The organism is Alteribacter aurantiacus DSM 18675 (assembly GCF_000429705.1).
Taxonomy (GTDB): domain Bacteria; phylum Bacillota; class Bacilli; order Bacillales; family Salisediminibacteriaceae; genus Alteribacter; species Alteribacter aurantiacus.
Window position 1 is genome coordinate 1,313,616 of the sequence record NZ_KE386941.1, and the last position, 24,779, is coordinate 1,338,394.

The 24,779-nt window shown below is 43.2% G+C and carries 19 protein-coding genes; 1 reads left to right on the plus strand and 18 read right to left on the minus strand.

Features of this window, described 5'->3' with window-relative positions; all coding sequences use genetic code 11:
- Positions 1-85: 85 nt before the first annotated feature.
- Positions 86-2,806 (minus strand): calcium-translocating P-type ATPase, SERCA-type, encoded by a 2,721-nt coding sequence (locus G476_RS0109850; RefSeq protein ID WP_026689960.1) that lies wholly within the window; start codon positions 2,804-2,806, stop codon positions 86-88.
- A gap of 386 nt (positions 2,807-3,192) precedes the next feature.
- On the opposite strand from G476_RS0109850, the gene G476_RS0109855 reads away from it, so the two are divergent.
- A complete protein-coding gene (locus tag G476_RS0109855) occupies positions 3,193-4,902 on the plus strand; it encodes an Rqc2 family fibronectin-binding protein (protein WP_026689961.1) in 1,710 nt (569 codons plus the stop codon).
- 190 nt (positions 4,903-5,092) lie between these two features.
- Here the strand turns inward: G476_RS0109855 and G476_RS0109860 are convergent, their stop codons facing one another.
- From G476_RS0109860 to G476_RS0109945, 17 genes are all read right to left on the minus strand, one after another.
- On the minus strand, positions 5,093-5,512 hold the full coding sequence (locus tag G476_RS0109860) for an NUDIX hydrolase (RefSeq protein WP_026689962.1): 420 nt from the start codon (positions 5,510-5,512) through the stop codon (positions 5,093-5,095).
- 86 nt (positions 5,513-5,598) lie between these two features.
- Positions 5,599-7,419: an ABC transporter ATP-binding protein gene (locus G476_RS0109865; protein ID WP_026689963.1), complete on the minus strand. Its 1,821-nt coding sequence runs from the start codon at positions 7,417-7,419 to the stop codon at positions 5,599-5,601.
- A 15-nt stretch (positions 7,420-7,434) separates the two neighbouring features.
- Positions 7,435-9,189 (minus strand): ABC transporter ATP-binding protein, encoded by a 1,755-nt coding sequence (locus G476_RS0109870; protein WP_026689964.1) that lies wholly within the window; start codon positions 9,187-9,189, stop codon positions 7,435-7,437.
- A 381-nt stretch (positions 9,190-9,570) separates the two neighbouring features.
- Complete coding sequence (locus tag G476_RS0109875) at positions 9,571-10,224, minus strand: class I SAM-dependent methyltransferase (protein ID WP_026689965.1); 654 nt, start codon at positions 10,222-10,224, stop codon at positions 9,571-9,573.
- A complete protein-coding gene (pyrE, locus tag G476_RS21685) occupies positions 10,202-10,861 on the minus strand; it encodes an orotate phosphoribosyltransferase (protein ID WP_051314736.1) in 660 nt (219 codons plus the stop codon). The genes G476_RS0109875 and pyrE overlap by 23 nt, the downstream gene beginning before the upstream one ends.
- A complete protein-coding gene (gene pyrF, locus G476_RS0109885; RefSeq protein WP_035186354.1) occupies positions 10,858-11,577 on the minus strand; it encodes an orotidine-5'-phosphate decarboxylase in 720 nt (239 codons plus the stop codon). Before pyrF ends, pyrE begins: the two co-directional genes overlap by 4 nt.
- On the minus strand, positions 11,553-12,488 hold the full coding sequence (locus G476_RS0109890; protein WP_425387218.1) for a dihydroorotate dehydrogenase: 936 nt from the start codon (positions 12,486-12,488) through the stop codon (positions 11,553-11,555). Before G476_RS0109890 ends, pyrF begins: the two co-directional genes overlap by 25 nt.
- Positions 12,488-13,255: a dihydroorotate dehydrogenase electron transfer subunit gene (locus G476_RS0109895; RefSeq protein WP_026689968.1), complete on the minus strand. Its 768-nt coding sequence runs from the start codon at positions 13,253-13,255 to the stop codon at positions 12,488-12,490. The genes G476_RS0109890 and G476_RS0109895 overlap by 1 nt, the downstream gene beginning before the upstream one ends.
- On the minus strand, positions 13,252-16,455 hold the full coding sequence (gene carB, locus G476_RS0109900; RefSeq protein WP_026689969.1) for a carbamoyl-phosphate synthase large subunit: 3,204 nt from the start codon (positions 16,453-16,455) through the stop codon (positions 13,252-13,254). The genes G476_RS0109895 and carB overlap by 4 nt, the downstream gene beginning before the upstream one ends.
- Positions 16,448-17,554: a carbamoyl phosphate synthase small subunit gene (locus G476_RS0109905; protein WP_026689970.1), complete on the minus strand. Its 1,107-nt coding sequence runs from the start codon at positions 17,552-17,554 to the stop codon at positions 16,448-16,450. The genes carB and G476_RS0109905 overlap by 8 nt, the downstream gene beginning before the upstream one ends.
- Before the next feature lies 1 nt (position 17,555).
- Complete coding sequence (locus G476_RS0109910; RefSeq protein ID WP_026689971.1) at positions 17,556-18,836, minus strand: dihydroorotase; 1,281 nt, start codon at positions 18,834-18,836, stop codon at positions 17,556-17,558.
- Positions 18,833-19,726: an aspartate carbamoyltransferase catalytic subunit gene (locus G476_RS0109915; protein WP_026689972.1), complete on the minus strand. Its 894-nt coding sequence runs from the start codon at positions 19,724-19,726 to the stop codon at positions 18,833-18,835. Before G476_RS0109915 ends, G476_RS0109910 begins: the two co-directional genes overlap by 4 nt.
- 338 nt (positions 19,727-20,064) lie before the next feature.
- The gene (locus tag G476_RS0109925; RefSeq protein ID WP_026689973.1) at positions 20,065-21,384 is read right to left on the minus strand and encodes a solute carrier family 23 protein; all 1,320 of its coding nucleotides are present in this window, start codon (positions 21,382-21,384) and stop codon (positions 20,065-20,067) included.
- A gap of 150 nt (positions 21,385-21,534) precedes the next feature.
- On the minus strand, positions 21,535-22,071 hold the full coding sequence (pyrR, locus tag G476_RS0109930) for a bifunctional pyr operon transcriptional regulator/uracil phosphoribosyltransferase PyrR (RefSeq protein ID WP_026689974.1): 537 nt from the start codon (positions 22,069-22,071) through the stop codon (positions 21,535-21,537).
- A gap of 202 nt (positions 22,072-22,273) precedes the next feature.
- A complete protein-coding gene (locus tag G476_RS0109935) occupies positions 22,274-23,197 on the minus strand; it encodes an RluA family pseudouridine synthase (RefSeq protein ID WP_026689975.1) in 924 nt (307 codons plus the stop codon).
- Positions 23,198-23,659 (minus strand): signal peptidase II, encoded by a 462-nt coding sequence (gene lspA, locus G476_RS0109940; protein WP_026689976.1) that lies wholly within the window; start codon positions 23,657-23,659, stop codon positions 23,198-23,200.
- Between the two features lie 380 nt (positions 23,660-24,039).
- A complete protein-coding gene (locus G476_RS0109945) occupies positions 24,040-24,741 on the minus strand; it encodes a TraR/DksA C4-type zinc finger protein (protein WP_026689977.1) in 702 nt (233 codons plus the stop codon).
- Positions 24,742-24,779: the final 38 nt, after the last annotated feature.

A 24,779-nucleotide genomic window follows, 5' to 3' on the forward strand; every position in this document is an offset into this window, starting at 1 on the left:
GATAAAGTAAAAAGAAACCATACCTTTTTGTTAAAACGAACCACGCTCCGCGAATAAACGCGAAGCGCAGTATCGTTCTTTAGTATTATTTAATCACAACTCTTCGGTTTTTGCCAAGAGTTTCCTTACTGCGAAAGAGTTGAAAGCCCGCTAGTGCTACAGTTGGTATCGATGCAGAACCTAAGATTAGTAGCCAGTGTTCAAAGCTTAAATCAACAGTGTGAAAGATCGATTGCAGTGGCGGGTAATAGAGAACCACTAGCATGAGTAAAACGGACGATATGACAGCCCCTACGAGATATTTGTTCTCAAACGGGTTCCGATGAAAAACAGAGTGCTCGCTCCGGCAGTCAAAGACGTGTATAAGTTGCGCCATGACAAGTGTGGCAAATGCAACAGTTTGTGCAAGCATCAAATTCTCACCTGATGACTGGTACGTCTGCCAAAATGCAAACAACGTCACTGCCCCAATCATAAACCCTCGACTAATGACTTTCCAACCAAGCTTCCTAGCAAATATGCTTTCATTTGGTGCTCTCGGCTTTCTTTTCATCACATCATCTTCAGGCTGATCCATCCCTAATGCCATAGCCGGCAATCCGTCCGTCACAAGATTGATCCAAAGAATCTGGATCGCAACTAGAGGAAGAGGCATGCCAAGCATCATGGCAAACAGCATGACCAGGATTTCTCCTACGTTTGAGGCAAGCATGTAACGAATGAATTTCCGTATATTATCGTAAATGTTTCGCCCCTCTTTAATGGCTGCCTTAATTGTTTTAAAATTATCATCACTCAAGATAAGCGACGAGGCTTCTTTTGCTACATCCGTCCCAGTCGTGCCCATGGCGATTCCGATGTTCGCTGCCTTGATTGCAGGGGCATCGTTCACACCATCCCCTGTCATGGCAACGATATGCCCTCGTGACTGTAAGGCTTTGACGATTTTTAATTTGTGCTCCGGCGTTACTCGCGCAAACACATAGACATCATCTACAACATTTCCAAGCTCATCCACATCCATTTTTTCTAAGTCATTTCCAGTCAACACTTTGCCACCGATGGGGAGCATGCCAAGCCTTGTAGCAATAGCTTTAGCGGTGAGCGCGTGATCCCCTGTTATCATGACTGTCTTGATTCCTGCTTTTTTGCATTCATCTACGGCATTAAACACTTCTTCTCGAGGAGGATCGATCATCCCTTGGATACCGATAAACGTAAGCTCTTTTTCAGCTTCTCTTTCCGTTTCAATGTAATCATCAGGCTTTAATTCCCGATAAGCAACAGCAATCGTTCTTAAGGCATTTGATGCCAACTCCTCAACAACTGCAAACTGCTTGCTCCGATCTCCCTCACTCAATTTCCCTTTCCTTCCATTGGTAAGCATGAAAGACGTATTATTTAGAACGACGTCAGGAGCTCCTTTTGTTACGATGAATCGCTCGCCTGTTTCATTGTTACGCACAACCACACTCATCATTTTTCTTGAGGAATCGAAAGGAAATTCTTTCTCAACTGTAAAACGGGTAATAAGAGAATCGTTAGAGACTCCTGCTTTTAAGGCTGCGGCTAGAAGAGCTCCTTCTGTGGGATCTCCATCAACCGAATACGCACCGTCATCTTTCTCAATCAAATTGGCGTTGTTGCACAGGGCTCCAAAGGTAAGGAGCTGCCACAAGGGCTTTTCTTTTGATGGGTCAATTTTTTTCTTACCTAGGTAAAACTGCCCGGTAGGCTGAAAGCCACTCCCGGTAACATTCCATAATGTATGATCCGAATAAAGAGTCGTAACTGTCATTTCATTTTGTGTGAGGGTACCTGTTTTGTCTGAACATATAACGGTGGCACAACCAAGTGTCTCAACCGCTGGCAATTTTCGAACAATGGCATTGCGCTTGATCATTCGTTGTACACCTAAAGCCAATGCTACAGTGACAATGGCAGGCAGACCTTCAGGAATCGCCGCTACTGCAAGAGAAACCCCGGCAAGGAACATGGTGTACACATCGTGACCTTGAATGATTCCGAACACCACAACTAGGGCGGTTAGGAGAAGGGCGGCTGCAATGAGGATTTTACCCAGTTGCTCCAATCTCTTTTGAAGAGGGGTCTCCATGGATTCCGTTGTTTTCAACAAGTGGGCAATTTTTCCCATTTCGGTTTTCATACCAGAAGCAATAACCACGCCTAATCCGTTTCCTTGCGTTACCATCGTTCCCATAAAAGCCATGTTTTCTTGATCTCCAAGTGGTAAACGATCATGAGATCGAATGGCTTCACGACTTTTTCGAACAGGGAGGGACTCGCCAGTAAGTGCGCTTTCTTCCACGTACATGCTCTCACTGTTCAAAATGCGCACGTCCGCTCCAATACGATCACCCGCATTCAATTTAACGATGTCCCCTACCACCGCTTCATGTGAAGGAATCTTGCCCCACTCACCATTGCGAAGAACCGTCATCTGAGGGGCAGATAAAGCCTTCAGGGAGGCAAGGGACTTCTCTGCTTTTCGCTCTTGGAAAAAGCCAAGAAACCCATTCAACAAGACAATGATCATGATCGTGAGGGCATCGATGTATTCACCAAGTAACCCGGACACTAATGTTGCCGCAAGAAGAACAAGAACCATAAAATCTTTAAACTGGGAAATAAACAAAAAGAAGAGCGGCGTCCGCTTCCCATCATCAATTTTATTCAGGCCGTGTTTTTTTAACCTTATTTGCGCTTCTTCATCATCCAGTCCCCGTGTTTTATCTGTATCGATTGCCTGTTCAACTTCTTCTACCTCCATCTCATACCACTTCATGACTCCACCTCTTCTTTTTTACGCCTGTTATTAAACTACCAATCCATTAGTGCTGTTCTGCTTTTTTGCAAGGTTGTGCCTGATAGAAACCTACATAGATCGTTCCACACCAACAAACAAGTCGGAACTCACCGTTATTGAGGTGTGTCGCACGACTTTACTTTGTTAGTGGAAGTTCTGCCCGACTTCTTCATGCTTTTATAATCGACAGCACCAACCTATCAAAAAACATCCACACACAATGACTCGGAAATGAGACAACCTTTACAACAATTCTTATTCACGGTTGTCCATAATCATGACTTCCAAGGGAGTTGTTCTTTCTGTATAGAGAAACGTTTGCTATACTTAGTAAGGATAGTGGAATTAATTTGGCGGTGATAAGAATGGCATTTGACGGAATCGTAACGAAGGCAGTCACAGACAGCCTTGAAGAAATATTGACAACAGGACGAATTACAAAAGTCCACCAACCTTATAAGTCGGATCTTGTAATGACAATAAGAGCCCGAGGAAAAAACCACACTCTTTTTATTTCAGTAAACTCAAGCTTTGCTCGCTTTCATTTAACAAAAGAGAAATATGAAAACCCAAAAGAACCTCCCATGTTTTGCATGCTCTTACGTAAACATTTGGAAGGCGGTTTAATTGAACGGATTGAACAAAATGGGTTGGAGCGAATCGTAACATTCTATATTAAAGGGCGTAATGAATTAGGGGATGTGTCCAAAAAGAAACTTGTTTTGGAGCTTATGGGACGTCATAGTAACTTAATTTTAGTCGATGACGACGCAGGAATGATCTTGGACAGCATCAAACATATCCCCCCATCTCTCTCTTCATACAGAACAGTCCTGCCAGGACAACCATATAAAGAGCCACCTCACTTGGATAAAGTAAATCCCCTTACAGCGGACGAAGGGACGGTAAGGCGTAAACTACAATTCCAAGCAGGTAAGGTAGACAAGCAAATCGTAGCAAAGTTCAGTGGTCTCAGCCCCTTGATTGTTCGTGAAATGTTTCATCGAACAGGGCTCGTAAACCCGGACACCTTGCCAGATACATTCGTATCCCTTCTTGATTCTGTGAAGAAGAAAGACTATAAACCACAAATCGTGCTTGGAAAAAACAATGAGGCTTTTTCTGTAATTGACTTGGAGCATCTCCCTGGAGAAAAACAAACGTTCGAGTCTGTTCATGACATGCTTGATCGTTATTTTTACGGTAAAGCTCAACGAGATCGAGTAAAACAACAGGCACATGATTTGGATCGAATGCTTAAAAATGAATACAGTAAAAACAAGAAGAAAATCAAAAAGCTCGAAAATACGTTAAAGGATTCCGAAAAGGCGGCTCGTTTTCAGCGGCATGGTGAATTACTTACCGCTCACATGCACGCCGTAAAAGAAGGGGCTCAAGAAGTAGAAGTGGTTGATTACTATGATCCTGACCAACAAATGGTCACGATCCCTCTCAACCCCCAAAAAAGCCCTTCAGCCAATGCACAGCAATACTTTAAGAAATACAACAAGCTTAAAAATAGCGTCACTGTTGTCAAAGAGCAAATCGAAAAGGCCCGCGAAGAAATGGCATACCTCGATCAGCTTATTCAACAAGTCGAAACGGCAGCTCCATCTGACTTGGAAGACATCAGGGAAGAACTTGCCGACGAAGGGTATTTAAAAAAGCGACGTGTAGATAAGAAAAAGAAAAAAATCACGAAGCCTCAGCCTGAAAAGTACAAATCTAGTGAAGGCGTCGATATTCTCGTTGGTAAAAACAACAAGCAGAATGAATATGTAACAAACCGCCTTGCCCGTCAAGACGATACGTGGCTTCATACGAAAGACATTCCCGGCTCACACGTAGTTATTCGCAGTCAGGAATTCACTGAAATCACCCTTACTGAAGCAGCCAACTTAGCAGCTTACTTCAGTAAGGCCCGAAGTTCAGGACAAGTCCCGGTAGACTATACATTAATTCGTCATGTGAAAAAGCCCAGTGGTGCTAAGCCTGGGTATGTGATTTATGATCAGCAGACCACCTTGTTTGTTACTCCAGATGAGGATCAAGTAAGAGAGCTTCGAGTAAGATAAACGTGGTACATGGGTACGGGATTCGGCATGCTGGGGTTATTTATACAGGTGCGAGGTGTGAGGTAGCGGTTTAAACAGGTTAGCGCTCCTTTTAAACAGGTTAGCACCAACTCACCACTTCGTACCCTCCCCAGCCTCCCACTCATAAAAAACACCCCGCTGAAGAATTCGTTCTTCAGCGGGGTGTTTTTTACACTGTATTTTCAAACTCATATGGAATAGAACGATCAAGAAGTACTTTCACCCCATTTGGATGATAAGGCATCCACTTGTCTGCCTCTTCCCACTTCATCCAACTGACACCACCAATAGCCTCTTTGTCGACCACACCAAGTTCCCCACCGGTAACTCTGGCATTAAAGGTAAAAAACAAAGCATGATTTTGGTCATCTTTCATAAAAGCCTCGTTTACTGAAACAAGGTTATTCACCTCGACTTTTAGTCCAGTCTCTTCATAAGCTTCACGAACGGCTGCCTCTTTTAATGTCTCCCCTTTTTCAACCGATCCTCCTGGCAGGGACCAGTTATCATATTTTTTGTTATTGACCATGAGTACTTTTGTACCTTCCTGGTTTACGATCAACGAGTAAACGACATCCACTCTTTTCATATGTACACCTCTTTTTAAACATTCGTTTAAATTCTGAATAATCAAACAAATCATTAAATCCCCGAACATGATCCGGGGATTTACATTTATCCTACATCATTTAATACTTTAAACTGTGCTTTAACTAGATCATAATATTCGCCTTTTTGATTCATCAATTCTTCATGATTTCCTTGCTCCAATATGTTACCGTGCTCTAACACAATAATGTTGTCTGCTTCTCGAATCGTTGAGAGTCTGTGGGCAATCATGATGGCGGTTCTTCCATGGAGAAGACGCTTTAAAGCGGATTGAATCACTTGTTCGGTTTCCGTATCAATGGAAGCCGTTGCTTCATCAAGAATGAGGATCTGAGGGTCAGCTAAGAGCGCTCGGGCAAATGAAATGAGCTGTCTTTCACCGACAGATAAAACATTTCCTCTTTCTTCTACTTCTGTTTCATATCCGTTTTTTAATTGTTGGATAAACCGATCCGCACCAACAGTTTTTGCGGCCTCAATGACTTCTTCGTCCGTTGCGTCGGGTTTACCGAATCGAATGTTCTCCATGATTGTACCGGAGAAGATAAATGTGTCTTGTAAAACAATACTTACCTTTTTTCGTAAACTATTTAATGTAACATCTCTTAAATCGTGTCCATCGATCGTCACTTTTCCGGAAGTCGGATCGTAAAAGCGACTGATCAAATTGACGATCGTCGTCTTTCCACTTCCCGTATGCCCTACAAGTGCTACCGTCTCGCCACTATTGATCGTCAAGCTAATCTTGTTTAACGCTTTACGGTCCTCGTTGTATGCGAATTCCACATCATGAAAACGAATATCTCCACCGATGTAGTTCAGTTTTTTTGCACCTGCACGTTCCGGTACGCTTGGCTGTTCATCCAAGAATTCGAAAATTCGTTCGGATGACGCCATTCCCATAAGGAGTTGACTGTACACTTGACCAAGTCTTGAAATTGGCTCCCAAAACATTCCGATGTAAATGGCAAATGCCACAAATTCACCTATTGAAAGGGACCCCGCTTGAATGAGTGTCACACCATACCATAAGAGGACTGCCGTTCCAATCGCTCCGCTAATTTCAACAAAAGGACGGAACAAAGCGTTCTTTTGTGAAGCATTTCGCCATGCTTCATAGTTATCACTATTCATGTTGTGAAAGAAACCGATGTTTTCTTTTTCCTGTGTATACGATTGTGTCACACGAATCCCTTGAATGCTTTCATTTAAATGAGAATTGATATGAGATTGTTTAATCCTCACATGTTGCCAAGATCTTCGAATGTTTCGTCTGAGCTTAGTAGAAATCAAGAACATAATTGGCAAAACAATCATAATAGCCAACGTTAATTCCGGGCTGATCATAAATAATAATACAATAATCCCGATCAACATAATTAAATCCATTAACAGGTTAATAACCCCGTTTGTGAACAGCTCCTGTAAAGAGTTAACATCGTTTGTAATCCTCACAAGGATCGATCCGGCAGATCGTTGATCAAAAAAACGATGGGATAAGCGTTGAATGTGATCGAACAAACTTTTTCTGAGGTCAAAGATAACCAGCTGACCGAGTTTGTTCATAAACCTAATTCGAAAAAAGTTACCAATCCAAGACAGCACATACAATCCAGCAATAATCGCAACCATTAGCCACAGGTAATTGAGATCCCCTTGCTCAATAATATTATCCAAAGCGTACGTCCCGATTAAAAGTGGTGTTAGTAGCCGAACCGCTGTTGAGACTATCATGGAAAGGATCGCAAGGGGAAGTAGATTGGTCGAATAAGGCTTCATGTATGCGAGTAGTCGGCTCATTTGTAACCAGTTAAATGGTTTTTCAATCGCTTGATCAGTGGAATAGTGGAAACGTTTTAACGTGCGGTCGTCCTGTTTTTCTGCCATGAAATCACCTCCTCGTTATTTGGCTTCCTGTAATACAGCATGGCGGTCTTTAAATTGGATATCATAAATGCGGCGGTATTGCCCGTTTTCGTTTGTAAGCAGGTCATCGTGTGTGCCTCTTTCTGCAACTTCCCCGTCTTCTAATACAAGAATTTCATCTGCATGCATGAGTGATGAAATACGATGGGCAATGATAAACGTGGTTCTCCCTTTCATCACTTCACGGAACGCAGCTTGTATTTTTGATTCTGTTTCCATATCTACTGCACTGGTAGCATCATCCAAAATAAGGATAGAAGGATCGATACAAATCGCTCGCGCAATGGCAATCCTCTGCTTTTGTCCACCTGAAAGTCCCATTCCTCGCTCACCTAAAACGGTGTCGTAGCCGTCGGGCATCTCCATAATAAAATCATGTGCTTGAGCTCGCTTAGCTGCGTCGATGATGTCTTCCATTGTCGCATAAGGAAGTCCATAAGAAATATTGTCCTTAATGGAGCTTGAGAATAAAAACGATTCTTGCAAAACAACGCCAATGTTTTTTCTTAATGATTTTAATGAGTAGCTATCAATCGGTCTTCCGTCAATCTTAATCGTGCCTCTGTCAGGCTCGTAAAAGCGAGAGATCAATTGGGTTACAGACGTCTTTCCTGATCCGGTAGCACCAATTAGTCCAATTGTTTTGCCTGACTCGGCAAAAAATGTTACATCCTTTAATGCTAGTTCCTCTTCTTCATCGTATCGATGACTTACATGGTCAAAACTCACATTTCCTTTTAGACGATCAATTGTGATGGCCCCTGGTTTATCCATGATATCTTCATCCTCATCAAGGACTTGTAGAAGACGTTCTCCAGATGCTTTTGATTGACTGAATGTATTTACGATAAATCCTAAGTTCATAAGTGGCCCGATGATATACCAAACAAGACTGAAGAAAGCAACTAATACACCGGGTTGGATTACCCCGTTAATGACAAGCCAACCTCCGTAACCAAGGAGAACTACAACCGAAATTTGTCCAATTAATTCCATCAAAGGGAAGTATTTCGCCCAAATGTTGGCTGTGAATACATACTTATCTTTGTAGTCGGCATTCTTACTATCAAAGCGCCCCATCTCAAAATCTTCTTTTGAAAGAGACTTTACTGTGTTCATGCCACTAATATTTTCTTGGACTTTGGTTGTCATCCCTGCAAATGATTTTCGGATATCTGTAAATGCCGGATGCACTTTTTTATCAAACTGGTAAACCGTCACAATAAGAAACGGCATCGAAGCTAATGTGATTAAGGCTAAGGAAGGACTGTAATAAAACATAATTCCCATACTTAATCCAACGAGCATCGTTAAGTTAATAAGTTGTGCGAATCCGAAAGACAAAAAGAAACGGAATCCCTCTACATCTGCCGTCAATCGTGACATGAGGTCCCCCGTTCTTGCGTTATCATAATATCGAAACGGCAAGTATTGAAGCTTTCGGTATAAGGCATCTCTAAGCTCGTAGACTGCCTTGATTCCGAACAAATCACCTAAGTACTGATGAAAGTACGTAGCAACTGCTTTTATCGCCATTAAAATAAAGAATCCTAGAGCCACATACGGGACAAGCTCATAATTTCCGGCAAGAACAACATTATCAATCGTGAATTGCAAAATGATAGGATAAGCAACTGTGATCCCTGACACAAAAAGTAAAAATAAAATAGACAGGAAAAAGTACCCTTTATATGGCCAATAGAACTCCTTTAAGCGTTTAAACGTATTCACCGTTCGTCACCCCCTGGTTATTTTTCTGAATTTTTTAAAGAAACGTAACATTACTAATATATCGGTTTCCGAAATATATAGCGATTCGATTTTACGGTTGATTACCGCTATTTTCGCACATTTTTATGGGTTAATCTTTCCCTTACTCTGTTTTTATCATGATTACTCTTTTTTTCACCTCCTTGTATGAATTGGTATTATTAACCCTACGTATTGAACGAAGCTACTCACAGAAAATGCTGGAATTGTTTATCATTCTCCTTGGAGTCTCGCCCCCCCTCTGATTCAACTTTTCTTATATAAGAAGAACAACACTTCCGAGAGAGCGATCGAAAAAGAAAAAACGCCTTCCTAAATTAATGTAAGAAGACGTTTCCCTTATTATGCATTAACCCCTGTCGTAATGAGTGCCAAACCGTCAAGATGGCGCTCGTGGTGCACATCGCGCCACCCGCACGCCGTCATGATCCTGCTCAATTCATCTTCTTGAAATCGGTGGCGATGCTCTGCGACCTTTCCCCATTGTAAAAGAAACTCCTGCTCGACCCCACTCAAGTTATACTGAGTACAATAATCATTAGCTCTTTTCAAGCTGTTCTCGTAAGAAGGGTTTAAAAGAGCGATTCTACCTTTCGTTACGCGTGCAATCTCTTTGAGTACTTTTTTCGGATCGGGCATTAAAAAAAGCACACAGGCACTAATGGTAAGATCAAATTCATCTTCATTAAATGGAAGAGCTTCCGCATCAGCCGTTAAAAACGTTGCATTATGTCCTCTACCGAGTCCTTCAAAGAGCTTCTGGCTTTTTGAAATCATACGAGAGCTTAAGTCCACTCCAGTAACAATACTCGTACCACTCTGACATCTCATTAACAGCCTGCCAGTACCACACCCAACATCCAATACATGTTTGTTTTCCCAGGATCCTGTTCTCTTTACAAGCTCTTCATGTAGCCCGGAAAGCCATGTTGTTTGCGCCATACGATCAAAAAAATCGACCCGTTCGTCAAATTCACCACTTGAAAACTTTCTCATTGGTATCACTCACTTCATGTTGTTGCGACCAGGTTTGGGGATCTTTTTGCCATTCCTTCAACATCTCTTTTTCTCTTAGGTTCAAATCAGTTGCTTCCTCAATAAGGGTGTTGAAATTCGTAATGGTGTGGCAAGGCATATCGGCCTCAACAAAAAGGTCCTCGGCTCTCTTTAATCCGTATGTAAAGATTGCCGCTACACCTAACACATGAGCCCCTTCTTCTTTGAGGGCATTTGCTGCTTGAATGGAAGATCCGCCGGTCGAAATTAAATCTTCAATAACCACTACCCGATCTCCTTCTTGTAAACGCCCTTCAATTCTATTTCCTTTACCGTGACCTTTCGCTTTTGAGCGCACATAAACCATAGGTAAATCGAGAGCTTCCGCTACCCATGCCGCATGAGGGATCCCTGCCGTTGCCGTCCCTGCAACAGCAGTCACTTCTGGATAGTGGAGATTGATAAGGTTTATAAACTCTCTTATTAACTCTTTTCTAACTTTCGGATAGGACATGGTAAGGCGATTATCACAATAGATTGGTGACTTTAACCCTGAGCTCCACGTGAATGGGTTGGTCGGTTGTAAAGCTACTGCTCCAATTGTAAGCAAATGATTTGAGATTGTTTGATTGTTCATGATCCACTTCCCCATTCCTTTTTGTACATTTGGTAGGCTTCTACTACATTTTCCGCCCTAGTAATTCCTCGTCCTACGACAATGGCTCCGGAACCGATTTGGTTTGCTTCACTAGGTGTGACTGTTCGGTGCTGATCATCTTTGGAGTCTGACAACAATCGAATACCCGGAGTAACAGTTAAAAAGTCAGGTCCCGACTCCTTAAGTATGTCTCCTACTTCTAATGCCGAGCATACGACACCATCAAGACCGCTCTCTTGAGAAAGTTTGGCCAAATGAAGCACATGTTCGTTTAAGCCCAAGCCCATCTTTAGTTCATCAGAGATCATGCGTGGTGTAGAGCTAGTCAAATGAGTCACTCCTATACAACGAGGCCTTACTTTACCTGACTCGGTTCCCTTTTCCAGACCTTCAATCGCTTTTTCCATCATTGTCTTCCCACCGAGTGCATGGACGTTTATAAGATCCACATTAAGCTTGGCGATATTTGTCATTGCTCGTTCTACAGTGGTAGGAATGTCGTGGAGCTTCAAATCGAGAAAGATTCTGTGGCCATCAGATTTTAACTCTTCGATTAAATCCGGACCTTCCCGGTAAAACAATTCCATCCCTACTTTTACAAACAAACGTTCATTAAAATGGGATAAAAAAACGTTCACCTCAGTTCGATCAGGAAAATCCAAAGCAACAATTAACGGGTGGTCAGTGGTTGTAATGATGGTCTCCAGCTCCTTCCAGTTAATTCACCGATATGATCAACATGGTAGTCTTTAAGTTTTTCTTCCAGTTCTTCGATGATCGTTGGACATGCGAAGGGATCAACGAAGTTTTGTGTTCCTACAGCAACAGCGCTCGCTCCGGCCAAAATCAATTCAAGTGCATCGTCTGCGTTAGTAACTCCGCCCATCCCAATAATCGGAATGGACACTTGTTGACTGACAGTGTAGATCATCCTCACTGCAACAGGTTTGATAGCTGAGCCTGACAATCCTCCCGTTTCATTGGCGAGAATGGGCTTGCCCGTTTTTAGATCAAGTCGCATTCCAAGAAGGGTATTGATCATACTTAATCCGTCTGCCCCACCTTCTTCAACTGCTTTAGCGATGGTGACAATATCTGTCACATTCGGGCTAAGCTTTACATAAACCGGTACATGGCACACATCTTTCACTCTCGCTGTAAGCTCCTTTGCAATGTAGGGATCGGTGCCAAAAGCAATGCCTCCTTCTTTTACATTCGGGCATGAAATGTTCAATTCAACAGCTTTTACATTCGGGGCTTTGGATACTACTCTTGCCACGTCCATGTATTCCTCTATCGTATTACCGGCAATATTCACGATGATTGGGACGTCAAAGCGTTCAAGCCATGGCAGCTCATTTTCCATTACAGACTCAAGACCTGGGTTTTGTAGGCCAATCGCATTGAGCATCCCGCCCGGTGTTTCAGCAACACGCGGGGTAGGGTTTCCCCGTTTCATTAAAGGGCTTACCGCCTTTACACAAATGGCGCCGAGTTTGGATAGGTCGTAAAACTCACTGTATTCTTTTCCGAATCCGAAGCAGCCGGAAGCAGGCATGATCGGATTTTTCAAATCTAACCCCGGTAGTGATACGTTCATTTTCATCAAACAACAACCTCCCCTGCTTTAAATACAGGACCGTCAGAACAGACTTTACGGTATCCAGCTTCATTTTTCATATCGCACACACAAGCAAGGCAGGCACCAATTCCACACCCCATCCGCTCTTCTAGTGAAAGAAAACCTGGAATAGGCATGTTTGACTCAATCGCCTTTAGCATAGGCCGAGGGCCGCATGCATAATAGCAATCCCCCGTAAGTTGTTTTGCGCCAATCACATCGGTTACAAAGCCCATCTCTCCGTATGATCCATCTTCCGTTGCAACAAAGGTCGGACCTAGACGAGAGAATTCTCTCTCATAGAAAACATCTTCTTTTGAGCGAAACCCGAGTACAGCAGTTACCGAGTGTCCTTTACTTGTTAGTTGCTTTGCAAGTTCGTAAAGAGGTGGAACCCCAATACCTCCACCTACTAAAAGACAGTGGGATTCACTCTTTAATTCTTCCATCGGAAACCCGTGACCAAGAGGACCTAGGACATTTACTCTCTCTCCCGGAAGCTTGTGACTCAATTTTTTCGTTCCGATCCCTTCAACTCGGTAAACCATCGTAAAGGTACGTTCATTAGTATCCACGCTACAAATACTGATTGGTCGTCTGAGGGTAGGCTCAATTCCGTCTGTGACTTTCAAGTGTACGAATTGCCCAGGCTCATTCATAACACTTACGAGGTCACCTTTGAGTGAACACTCGTAAATGTTATTGGCAATGGTACGTTGACTCACCACTGTCATCGCTTCAACTTTCTTCACTTTACCGCCGCCTTTCTGGCTGATCCCATGGCTTCTGTAGAGAAGCTGATCGTCTCCAGAACAGTAAGGAGGGCTTCAGCTGTATCCATACTTGTCAAACAAACAATTCCGTTTTCAACCGACTCACGGCGAATTCTAAATCCATCACGTGCCGGCTGCTTTCCTTTGGTTAAGGTATTGATCACAAACTGAGTTTTTCCTTCTCGAATCGTATCCAATAGTGTCGGACTTTCTCCTCCGATTTTTGAAATAACCGTTACAGGAATGTTTTCCTCTTTAATCTTGTCTGCTGTCCCTTCCGTTGCTAAAATTCTGTATCCGATCCGGTGGAACCTGCGAACGAGTGTCATCATATCCGTTTTATCTTTATCGGCTACTGTAAAGAGGACTGAGCCGAAGGTAGGGATATTCATTCCTGACGCCACAAGACCTTTATAGAGGGCTTTTTCAAGCGTGTCATCTTTCCCCATCACTTCTCCAGTGGATTTCATCTCGGGCCCTAATGTAATATCCACACTTCTTAATTTTGCAAAACTGAACACTGGCACCTTTACACACACTTGTTTTGCTTCAGGCAGGCACCCACTCGTAAACCCGAGGTCTTTAAGCTTCTCACCAATAATCGCTTTTGTGGCCAAGTTCGCCATGTTCACACCGGTAATCTTGCTTAAGAAAGGAACGGTCCGACTCGAGCGAGGGTTGACTTCCAGTACATATATCTCACCGTCACACAAAACAAACTGAATGTTCAACAGTCCTATGATATTGAGTCCTTTTGCAATGCGCATCGTATAATCCGTAAGCTTCTTTTTTAGCTTTTCGGAAAGTTGTTGCGGCGGGTATACGGCAATGGAGTCACCTGAGTGGACTCCTGCACGCTCAATGTGTTCCATAATACCCGGGATGACCACCGTTTCTCCGTCAGAAATAGCATCCACTTCTAATTCTTTTCCAAGAAGGTAGCGATCAATAAGGACCGGGTGCTTTTCATTTACCTTTACTGCTCTTTCCATGTATTTAAGGAGATCACGTTCATGGTAAACAATTTCCATTGCACGGCCTCCGAGAACATAAGACGGTCTTACGAGTACAGGAAAACCGATTTTTTTGGCGATCAATAGTGCCTCATTTACACTTGTAGCTGTTTTCCCTTCCGGTTGCGGGATCTTAAGCTCCATCATTAGCTGCTCAAACCGGTCCCGATCCTCCGCTGTATCCATGTCTTCAAGTGAGGTACCTAGGAGGTTTACGCCTCTCTCAACAAGACCGTCAGCCAAGTTTATCGCCGTTTGACCTCCAAACTGGACGATCACACCAACAGGCATTTCAAGGTCCACAACATTCATCACGTCTTCTACTGTTAAAGGTTCGAAGTATAATTTGTCTGAAATGCTAAAGTCCGTTGATACAGTTTCAGGGTTATTATTTATGATAATTGCTTCGTATCCCGCCTCTTGAATCGCTTGGACCGTATGAACCGTTGCATAATCGAACTCGATTCCTTGTCCTATGCGAATCGGTCCAGAGCCTAGCACTAGAATGGAAGGCTTGGAGGATACGATTGACTCATTTTCTTCTTCATATGTCCCGTAATAATACGGAGTATGAGATACAAATTCCGCGGCACACGTATCAACCATTTTGAAAACTGGAATGATACTGTGTTCTTTTCGAAAAGCTTCAACTTCTCGCTCACTTACATTCCACAGGTCTGCAATCGTTGGGTCGGAAAACCCTAGTTCCTTTGCCTCTCTTAGCACCTCTCCATCAAAAGGACGGTTATTAAGTTCCTTCTCAAGGTCAATAATCGTTCGTAACGTTTCCAAGTAAAAGAAGTCTACCTTAGTCATCTTGTGAAGCTCCTCCGTGGAGTATCCAAGGCGGATCGCTTCTGCTAAAAGGAATAATCTCTCATCATCTGCATTTTCCAACCTGGAACGAAGCCATTCATGACTCAGTTCGTCTCGGTAAGGCACGCTAATATGATCAATGCCGTTTTCAGTCGACCGTACCGCTTTTAAAAGACTTTCTTCAAGCGTTCGTCCGATGGCCATTATTTCACCTGTGGCTTTCATCTGTGTACCCAGGGAACGGTTGGCAGAATCGAATTTGTCGAACGGCCACCTAGGTATTTTTGTTACTACATAATCAAGTGCAGGTTCGAAACTGGCGAACGTTGTTTTCGTGATCGGATTTTCGCATTCATCCAACGTAAAGCCAGCTGCTATTTTGGCACTGAGCTTGGCAATTGGATAGCCGGTCGCTTTTGAAGCTAATGCGGATGAACGACTGACTCGCGGGTTTACTTCGATAATATAGTAATCTTCACTGTGTGGATCCAAAGCCATCTGTACGTTACAACCACCTTCTACCCCTAAAGCACGGATAATTCTGAGGGATGCATTTCTGAGCAGTTGATATTCACGGTCCGTTAACGTTTGGCTTGGGGCTACTACAATGGAATCACCGGTATGTATGCCAACCGGGTCGATGTTTTCCATGTTACATACGACAATAGCCTGATCGCTCGCATCGCGCATCACTTCGTATTCGATCTCTTTAAAGCCAGCAATACTCATCTCAATTAAACACTGGGTAACAGGGCTGTATGAGAGGCCTGCTTTCGTAATTTCTCTTAGTTTCTCTTCATTTTTGGCAATCCCACCCCCGGTTCCTCCAAGGGTGTAGGCCGGACGTACAATGACAGGGTATCCAATCTCATTGGCAAAATTGACCGCCTCTTCAACTGTATGAACAATCTCACTTGGTGGAACCGGTTCACCCAATTCACGCATCAGATTGCGAAACAAGTCTCGGTCTTCTGCTTTTTCAATTGCTTCAAGATTCGTTCCGAGAAGCTTTACCCCGTACTCGTCTAAAATACCGCTCTTATCCAGCTCCATTGCCATGTTTAAACCGGTTTGGCCACCTAACGTAGCCAAAAGGCCATCGGGTTGTTCTTGACGAATAATCCGACTCACAAACTCAAGAGTGATCGGTTCAATATATACGCGATCAGCAATAGCTTCATCGGTCATGATCGTTGCGGGGTTGGAATTGATTAGAACTACTTCAAAACCGTCTTCTCTTAATGCCTGACAGGCTTGGGTACCTGCATAGTCAAATTCAGCCGCTTGCCCGATGACGATTGGTCCTGATCCGATTACTAATATTTTTTGAACTCCTTCTATTCTAGGCATGAACAATCCCCTCTTTCTTTGTGACTGGTTTTTTAGTATCAATTAACGTTTTAAACGCCAAGAACAGATCTTTTGCATCTTCCGGGCCAGGGCTTGCTTCGGGGTGATATTGCACACTAAATGCCGGGTGAATGGAATGACTTAGCCCTTCTACACTCTGGTCATTCACGTTGATGTGTGTAATTTCAAGATCTGTCTCACTAACCGAGCGTGGATTTACGGTGTAGCCGTGATTTTGAGAAGTAATGGCTACTTTTCCTGTTCTCAAATCTTTAACAGGATGATTTCCACCACGGTGACCAAATCGCATTTTCTCCGTTCGCGCACCTGAAGCTAGAGCAAGCAATTGATGCCCAAGACAAATGCCGAAGATCGGCACCAATCCCATTAGCTCCTTTACCGTTTCTACTGATTCCGGTATATCTTCCGGATCTCCCGGTCCATTACTAAGCATCACTCCGTCGGGACTTAAGGCCATCACATCTTCAGCTGACGTGTTGTATGGCACAACAATCACTTCAAAACCTAAATGGTTCAAATCTTTGATGATGCCTTTTTTTGCTCCATAGTCGATTAAAACCACTCGCTTTCCAGAAGCGGGTGTCACGTATCTGGTTTTCGTTGAAACGTGGGCCACTTGTGTTTTAGGAAAAGATTGACTTTGAAGGGTGTTCGCCACTTGTTCAACGTCTGCATCCAGATCACAAAACTTCCCTTTCATCGTTCCGTGTTCACGGATCATTCGTGTAAGTTTTCTTGTATCAATCCCCATTAACCCTGGAATATTGTTGGCTTTTAGCCATTCATCGAGTGTAACTTTACTTCTGAAGTGGCTAGGATGAACGCTTGCCGATTTAACAATAAGGCCTTTGATATATGGAGTAATCGATTCAAAATCATCGCGATTGATCCCATAATTTCCTATTAGCGGGTACGTTAAGGTCAAAATCTGATCACAATATGAAGGGTCACTCATCATTTCCTGATAACCTGTCATGGACGTGTTGAAAACCACTTCTCCATGTGTCTCTTTTGTGCTACCAAATGCTTTTCCGGTAAATGTGACTCCATTTTCTAATACGAGCATGCGCTTTTTCATATTATCCTTCCTCCGTCCATACTTGTTTTCCGTTGAATATAGTCATCACTGGCCATCCTTTTAACACTTGATCGAAGAAAGGTGTATTTTTCCCCTTAGACACGATGTCATCTTTTGTGACCGTTTTTTCTTTGTTTAGATCAAGCACTGTAAACTCCGCTTTGCCTCCCTGTTCCAACTTTCCGAACGGTAGTTGAAATATATTTGCCGGCTTATCACTGAGCCAGCTGATGAGTTCACCGAGGGTAAAATGCCCCGTTTCCACTAAGTTCGTATATAGAAGAGGGAAGGCAAGTTCCAGTCCAATAATGCCAAATGGCGCTTCTTCCATCGGAAGACTTTTTTCTTCTTCTGTGTGTGGTGCATGATCAGTAGCAATAAAGTCGATCGTGCCATCAAGCAACCCGTTGAAAAGTGCTTGTTGATCTTCACTCCCACGAAGTGGCGGATTCATTTTATAGTTGGCATCGTTACCCGGAATGTCATCTTCACATAAAAGCAAATGGTGAGGAGTCACTTCCGCCGTTACGTTTATCCCTGCTTTCTTCGCATCCCGTATGACACGTACGCTCTCTTTCGTACTTACATGGCATACGTGGTAGTGCGCACCAGCTGCTTCAGCTAAAAGGACGTCTCTTGCAATGTGAACGGCTTCGCATACACTTGGAATGCCCGGTATATTCATTGTTTCAGAGAATCGACCTTCGTGAACGGCACCTCCATAAATCAAGCTGTTGTCTTCACAATGGGCAACAACAGCTTTGTTCAGCTTGGCTGCTCGTTTCATGGCTTCAAACATCATACCTGCTTCTTGAACGCCGACACCATCATCTGTAAAAGCGAAAATATCTTTCTCGATCGCTTCCATGTCTACAATTTCTTTACCTGCTTCACGCACCGTAATCGACCCATAAGGGAGTACGCGAACTTTTGCGTCTTTATGTATTTTCTCTAATAAACTGGCTACGTGCGTTGGGGAGTCAGGTACAGGTCTTGTATTCGGCATGGCCGCAACAGTCGTAAATCCGCCTTTTGCTGCGGCATGAGTGCCAGTAGCGATCGTTTCCTTCGCCTCTCCACCGGGCTCTCTTAAGTGAATGTGTAAATCGACGAAACCTGGTGCAACAAGGTTTCCTCTAAGGTCAACTTCACGATCTGCTTGGACGTCATTTGAAGTTGAAATGGCTTCAATCTTTCCAGTTTCTTCATTGACCAGTACGTGAACCCCTTCTGTTAGTTTTGAGCCTTCTAAAATGATTCCGTTTTTATATACCGTTTTCATACTGTCTCCTCCTTTAATGATAATGCACGTTTTAACACTGCTTTTCTAACAGCTACTCCATTTGTAATTTGTTTAAAGATTCGAGACCTTTCACATTCAACTACAGGATCGGCAATTTCAACTCCTCGATTAAAAGGAGCCGGGTGCATGATAATGGCCCCCGATTTCATACGTGCTTCTCTTTCTTCCGTTAAACCGTAGGTTTCATGATAGTTCTCTTTCGTCCAATCTCCTTTTTCTTCATGTCGCTCGACTTGGATGCGAAGGAGCATGATGACATCAGCCGTTTCAACAGCTTCATCCATTGATATGACGTTGCCGCACGTAATATCGTCGTCCATCCACTCGGGAGGTCCCGCAAATGATACTCGTGCACCTAACTTTCGTAACATGCGGGCATTCGTTCGTGCTACTCGACTGTGGCGCACATCTCCAATGATGACAACATTCAAATGTTGAAAAAACAGGAATTCTTGTTGAATGGTTAAGAGGTCCAGTAAGGATTGTGTAGGATGGTCACCTGCCCCGTCACCGGCGTTAATGATAGGAATAGAGATTCCTTCGAGGCTTTTGTAATACCCCTTTTCCGGGTGACGAATGACAACGGCATCACAACCGATTGCTTCGAGGGTTTTAACGGTGTCATAGAGAGTCTCTCCTTTTTGTACACTTGAATGCTCTACATCAAAAGGAAGGACGTGAAGGCCAAGCTGGTGTTCAGCCATTTCAAAGCTTGATTTTGTACGTGTGCTTGGTTCAAAAAAGAGGTTGGCTACCGATTTTTGCTTTAAAGGCTCGCTATCCTTTTTAACAAGGAGGCTGCTTGCATCTGATAGTAGCTGATCGAGTTCAGTAGCCGTTAAATCATCTAACGTTCGTAATTGAAACATGACGTTCACTCCTTTTGGTTGTTTGAAAGCGATAAAAAATGCACCCTGAGGCTTCTCAGGGTGCACAATGGTGGCGCTTTGGATAGACGTAGGGAAGGTTTTCCCTACACGTCCTCTTCACGCTGTGTTGTACCCTTTCATGCCTCTCTGGACTTGATTAAAGGATGGCTGTTTTGTAATGATTGCTGATATTCTTATTCCAATATATTTTTGCTGTAACCAGCGTTACTGCTAATCGCGGCCCCTTCTTCATATGAAGGCACTGAAAAAGTTCGTTCTTTACCTTTTTCAATGCCTTCCATGGAAGAGGGAGTCACAGCTCCTATTCTTCCATGCCTTTAAGCGACTTCACGATCTTTTTCATTTGAAGCGAGCATCTCTTCCTCGTCAATGGTCTCGTTCTTTCTCCCAGGAAGGATGAAGTTCAGGGCAATACCTACTACCGTTGCAAGTGCCATTCCGGACACTTGAATCGCATCATTGACTTCAATGAACGCTCCACCGATCCCGATAACCAAGATGACCGATGCTATGATCAAGTTTCTCTTTTCACCCAGATCCACTTTGTTTTCGATCATCATGCGAAGGCCGCTTGATGCGATGATTCCGAAAAGGAGAATGGATACGCCGCCCATAACCGCTGTTGGAATGGTTGTAATCAGTGCAGATACTTTTCCAACAAACCCGAACATGATTGCCGTTACAGCTGCCCCTCCGATTACGAACACGCTGAACACTCTTGTAAGAGCTACAACCCCGATATTTTCTCCATAAGTCGTGTTAGGAGGTGCTCCTAGGAAAGAAGAAAGGAGCGTTGCTATTCCGTCACCAAAGATGGAGCGATGTAGTCCAGGTTTTCTAATAAAGTTTTTACCTGTTACTTTACTCAAAACCATCTGGTCCCCGATATGTTCAGACAATGTCACAAGTGCGATTGGTACCATGATGAAGACAATTGCCCAGTTGAAATCCGGAGTATAAGTCACAAATGGGACTAAGAAATCTGGTGCTTGAATCCAACTCGCTTCCCTCACAGCAGTGAAATCTACCAGACCTTGTGTGAAAGCGAATGAATAACCTCCCACAATCCCGATCAAAATCGGAATCAGTCCGAAGAATCCTTTAAAGAATGCTGAGGCAACAATCGTAATGGAGAGCGTGATCAAAGCGACTGTAAAATGAATGCCGCTATAGCTTTCCGTTGCCGGATTATTCATAGCCATGTCGATGGCCACTGTTGCAAGTCCTAAACCGATCACCATGATAACCGGTCCCACTACAATCGGGGGCAATAGGTTCATAAGCCAGTTAACTCCTGTTGCTTTAATGATTAAAGCAACAACTCCGTAGATGATTCCGGCAAAAAAGCTTCCGATCATCGCCCCTTCAGGTCCCCCGATGGAAATCGCTGCGATCAGTGGCATGATAAAGGCAAAAGACGAGCCTAAGTATGCCGGTATTTGACCTCTTGTTACGAGGAGATAAGCAAGGGTTCCGAGACCACTTGATACTAAGGCCACTGCAGGGCTCAACCCTACAAGCATCGGAACTAGGATGGTAGCGCCAAACATGGCGAATAAATGCTGGATACTCAGGACAATCCATTTGTCTAGTCGAGGGATTTCATTGATGCCTACTGTTTCTTGTTGTTTGTTCATTGTTAATTCCTCCTTTTTTTGCAAACAAAAAACCTCTTTGTTCCCAAAGAGGTATCATCTGCCTAGTTAATACACGGATCGTGTACACTGGAGGAGAGTACCCCTTCTCGGCCTCACGGGACCGAGTTAAAGGGAGGTTTTTTGTTTTCTTTACCTTTGTAAAATAACAACTTCATCGATCTGATCGACTTCACTTAGCCTTGCTTCAACAACTTCAGACTTGCTTGTTGGTACATTTTTACCGATAAAATCAGGCCTGATTGGCAACTCTCTATGGCCTCGATCGATGAGAACAGCCAATTGGATTTGCGCCGGTCTGCCAAGGTCGATGAGAGCATCGAGTGCCGCTCTTACGGTACGGCCGGTATAGAGTACGTCATCGACCAAAATCACTTTTTTATTTGTAATGTCAGTCGAGATATCCGTACCTTTAATTTCAGGTTCTTCATTTTTCGTCTTAACAGTTAAATCGTCGCGGTACAAGGTAATGTCAACCTCTCCGACCTCAATCGATTCCCCTTCAATCTGTTGGATACGCTCTGCTAAACGATTGGCGATATAGATGCCTCTTGTTTTAATTCCTACAAGCACACAATTCTCAATCCCTTTGTTTCGTTCAATAATTTCGTGGGCGATTCGCGTAAGCGCTCGGCCTATTGCTTTTTCGTCGAGAATCCCTTTACTCATCTTGCCACCACCTCGTTTCATCCATATAAAAACCCCTCACAGTCAGCCTGAGAGGGGTTGATCGCATCATTCAAGTTATACCATGTGCATAAAAAGATGCACGGGTCACTTTGCGTTTTCCTTCTCAGTCTCACGGGACTGTATTTAAAGGGCGTATTCACTTTTTAATCTGTGGTTATTATCACACGTGAGTCAGTTGAAGTCAACCATTTTCTCGTTTTAATTGAGACAATACTTCTTCCATATCCCCAGGCATTGGCGCTTCAAAACGCATCTCTTCACCTGTGCGAGGATGGACAAACCCAAGTACACGAGCGTGTAGGGCTTGGCCTTCGATCGGGTACGTACTCTTTTTACGAGGGCCGTATTTAGGGTCGGCCATAATCGGGAATCCAATATACTTCATGTGTACACGAATTTGGTGGGTACGACCTGTTTCAAGCTCACACGATACGTGAGTATGATTCTTAAAACGTTCAATTACTTGGAAGTGTGTAACAGCGTCTCGACTGTTTTTCTCGGTCACAGTCATAGCCTGGCGGTCGTCTGTGTCCCTCCCGATTGGAGCATCAATCGTTCCTGTGTCGTGACCAATGACACCGTGAACAATCGCATCGTACACACGCTTTGTCGTTTTTGCTTTTAATTGATCGACGAGAGACTCATGTGCTTGATCGTTTTTGGCAACCATTAATAAGCCGGATGTATCTTTGTCGATTCGGTGTACAATTCCTGGACGGATGATCCCGTTTATACCTGATAGGTCCTTACAATGGTGCATTAACCCATTAACAAGAGTACCGCTTGTGTGACCCGGTGCAGGATGGACAACCATTCCTCTAGGTTTGTTTACGACAAGGACATCTTGATCTTCATAAACAATATCTAAATTCAAATCTTCAGCTACAATGTCGATTTCTTCTGGTTCAGGTTCTTTAATTGAAATGTGATCTTGGTCTTGGACTTTATAATTGCTTTTTACCGTATCTCCATTTACTTCGATATGCCCGTCAGCGATAAACTGCTGGAGCTGCGATCTGGAAAATTGATCAAATTGATCGGCCAAAACTTTATCAATCCGTTTGCCTTTTTGTTCTTCAGTAATGGTTACATTAAATTCATTCATTTATTTTTTCTCCTGCTTCTTTTCTTCTTTAAATACGTAAATGATTAGCATACCAACCCCAACTACAAGGGCACTATCTGCTACGTTAAAAATCGGGAAATTATATGTACCTATATACACATCGAGAAAGTCCACTACTTCCCCAAATAGTAATCGGTCAATAAAGTTACCGATCGCTCCGCCTAACACAAGTCCCATTGTTATACCAAACAGCGGATTGTTCTTTCCTTCTTTTTGGATATAATAAGGGACAATAATGAGTACAGCTATCGTAGCAATAAAAAACAGCCACATCTGTCCTTGCAGCATTCCGAAAGCCGCCCCTGCATTTCTGTGAGACGTAAGGTGAAAAACATTTTCAATAATAGGAATCGATTGTCGAAGTTCCATATTTTGTACGACGAGCCATTTTGTAAACTGATCCACAATGATAACGATGATCGCTATGGCATAGTAGTAAATAGTCTTCAATTGTTTTCCTCCGTTCCAAACGTTTACCCTTCTGCATTTTAGCACAGGTTGGAAAAGGTCACAATACGAAGGTTATTTAGTTGACGATAATCTTTTTATGTAAATAGATAAGAACAGAAGTGTTCACTATGAATGGAAAACCGATCAAGGATATACGTAACAGATATCCCGCTACCCAAAATATATTTCATTTTCTGTGGTAAACGGTTGAGCCTCCTCGTGGTGCGGAGAGGCCACTGAAAAAGTAACCCCCGACTTTTTCAGTGCCTCCCTGCGCACTGCGGGAGTCATCATATATTTCATCCGCTCTGAGAACGAATGATTCGTATTCAACTCTAACCACTCTCTTTATGTCCCAGATTCCTCTTTTATTATTCTTGTTCTTCACTATCAGTATTGTCAGACCATTCTTGCGTCAAGCTATTTACATAATGATTATAATGCTCATTTCGTTCAAATTTCACACTGTCTGAGCCGTGATACCCGCTCATATCCGTTGATAAGAACCCTTCAAGATCTTCAACATAACCTACTAGTTCCGTTGAAAATTCCATACCAAGTTCATCATATACCCCATCAACTTCATTAAACTGACTAACGGATTGTAAGCTGTCTTCAGCATCAAATTCTGTTTCGGTGTCATCATTGTCATAATTATACCGATCGAATCCTCCGAGTACTTCCTCTTCTGACGGCCGATCGTAATAAGCTGGATCAGAGTTTTTACTTACAGCATCTACCGTTGTTTTGGCGAGTGGGTTTGCCTCTAGCCTTTCCATCGGTATCTGCTGTCTTGTCTTCTCACAAATTCCATACGTCCCTTTTTCGATTCGTTCCAGCGCTTTATCAATGTTTCTTAAATGATTTTTCATTTGTTCATGCAACGCCAAGTCCTTACTTCGCTCGAATAGGTCTGTCCCGCCATCTGCAGGATGATTATCATAATTGGATAGTTCTCCTGTCCGATCTCGCAAGGATTCATTAAGTCCGAACTGATCTGCATATGCCATATGCTCCAAGACTTCAGCTTTTTCATTCATCAGTTTCATTTCAATGTGATCAAATTGTCCCATTAGTTGTCCTCCTTTCAGACAAGAATATGTGGACTCCT

Bases quoted from the DNA above. Each gene is read 5' to 3' on its own strand.
- G476_RS0109865 (WP_026689963.1), bottom strand. From the start codon at position 7,419: ATGGCAGAAAAACAGGACGACCGCACGTTAAAACGTTTCCACTATTCC.
- G476_RS0109945 (WP_026689977.1), bottom strand. From the start codon at position 24,741: ATGGGACAATTTGATCACATTGAAATGAAACTGATGAATGAAAAAGCT.
- G476_RS0109855 (WP_026689961.1), top strand. From the start codon at position 3,193: ATGGCATTTGACGGAATCGTAACGAAGGCAGTCACAGACAGCCTTGAA.
- G476_RS0109925 (WP_026689973.1), bottom strand. From the start codon at position 21,384: ATGAACAAACAACAAGAAACAGTAGGCATCAATGAAATCCCTCGACTA.
- G476_RS0109915 (WP_026689972.1), bottom strand. From the start codon at position 19,726: ATGTTTCAATTACGAACGTTAGATGATTTAACGGCTACTGAACTCGAT.
- G476_RS0109875 (WP_026689965.1), bottom strand. From the start codon at position 10,224: ATGAGAAAGTTTTCAAGTGGTGAATTTGACGAACGGGTCGATTTTTTT.
- pyrR (WP_026689974.1), bottom strand. From the start codon at position 22,071: ATGAGTAAAGGGATTCTCGACGAAAAAGCAATAGGCCGAGCGCTTACG.
- G476_RS0109860 (WP_026689962.1), bottom strand. From the start codon at position 5,512: ATGAAAAGAGTGGATGTCGTTTACTCGTTGATCGTAAACCAGGAAGGT.
- G476_RS0109890 (WP_425387218.1), bottom strand. From the start codon at position 12,488: ATGAAAATGAACGTATCACTACCGGGGTTAGATTTGAAAAATCCGATC.
- G476_RS0109910 (WP_026689971.1), bottom strand. From the start codon at position 18,836: ATGAAAACGGTATATAAAAACGGAATCATTTTAGAAGGCTCAAAACTA.
- carB (WP_026689969.1), bottom strand. From the start codon at position 16,455: ATGCCTAGAATAGAAGGAGTTCAAAAAATATTAGTAATCGGATCAGGA.
- G476_RS0109905 (WP_026689970.1), bottom strand. From the start codon at position 17,554: ATGAAAAAGCGCATGCTCGTATTAGAAAATGGAGTCACATTTACCGGA.
- G476_RS0109850 (WP_026689960.1), bottom strand. From the start codon at position 2,806: ATGAAGTGGTATGAGATGGAGGTAGAAGAAGTTGAACAGGCAATCGAT.
- pyrE (WP_051314736.1), bottom strand. From the start codon at position 10,861: ATGAACAATCAAACAATCTCAAATCATTTGCTTACAATTGGAGCAGTA.
- G476_RS0109935 (WP_026689975.1), bottom strand. From the start codon at position 23,197: ATGAATGAATTTAATGTAACCATTACTGAAGAACAAAAAGGCAAACGG.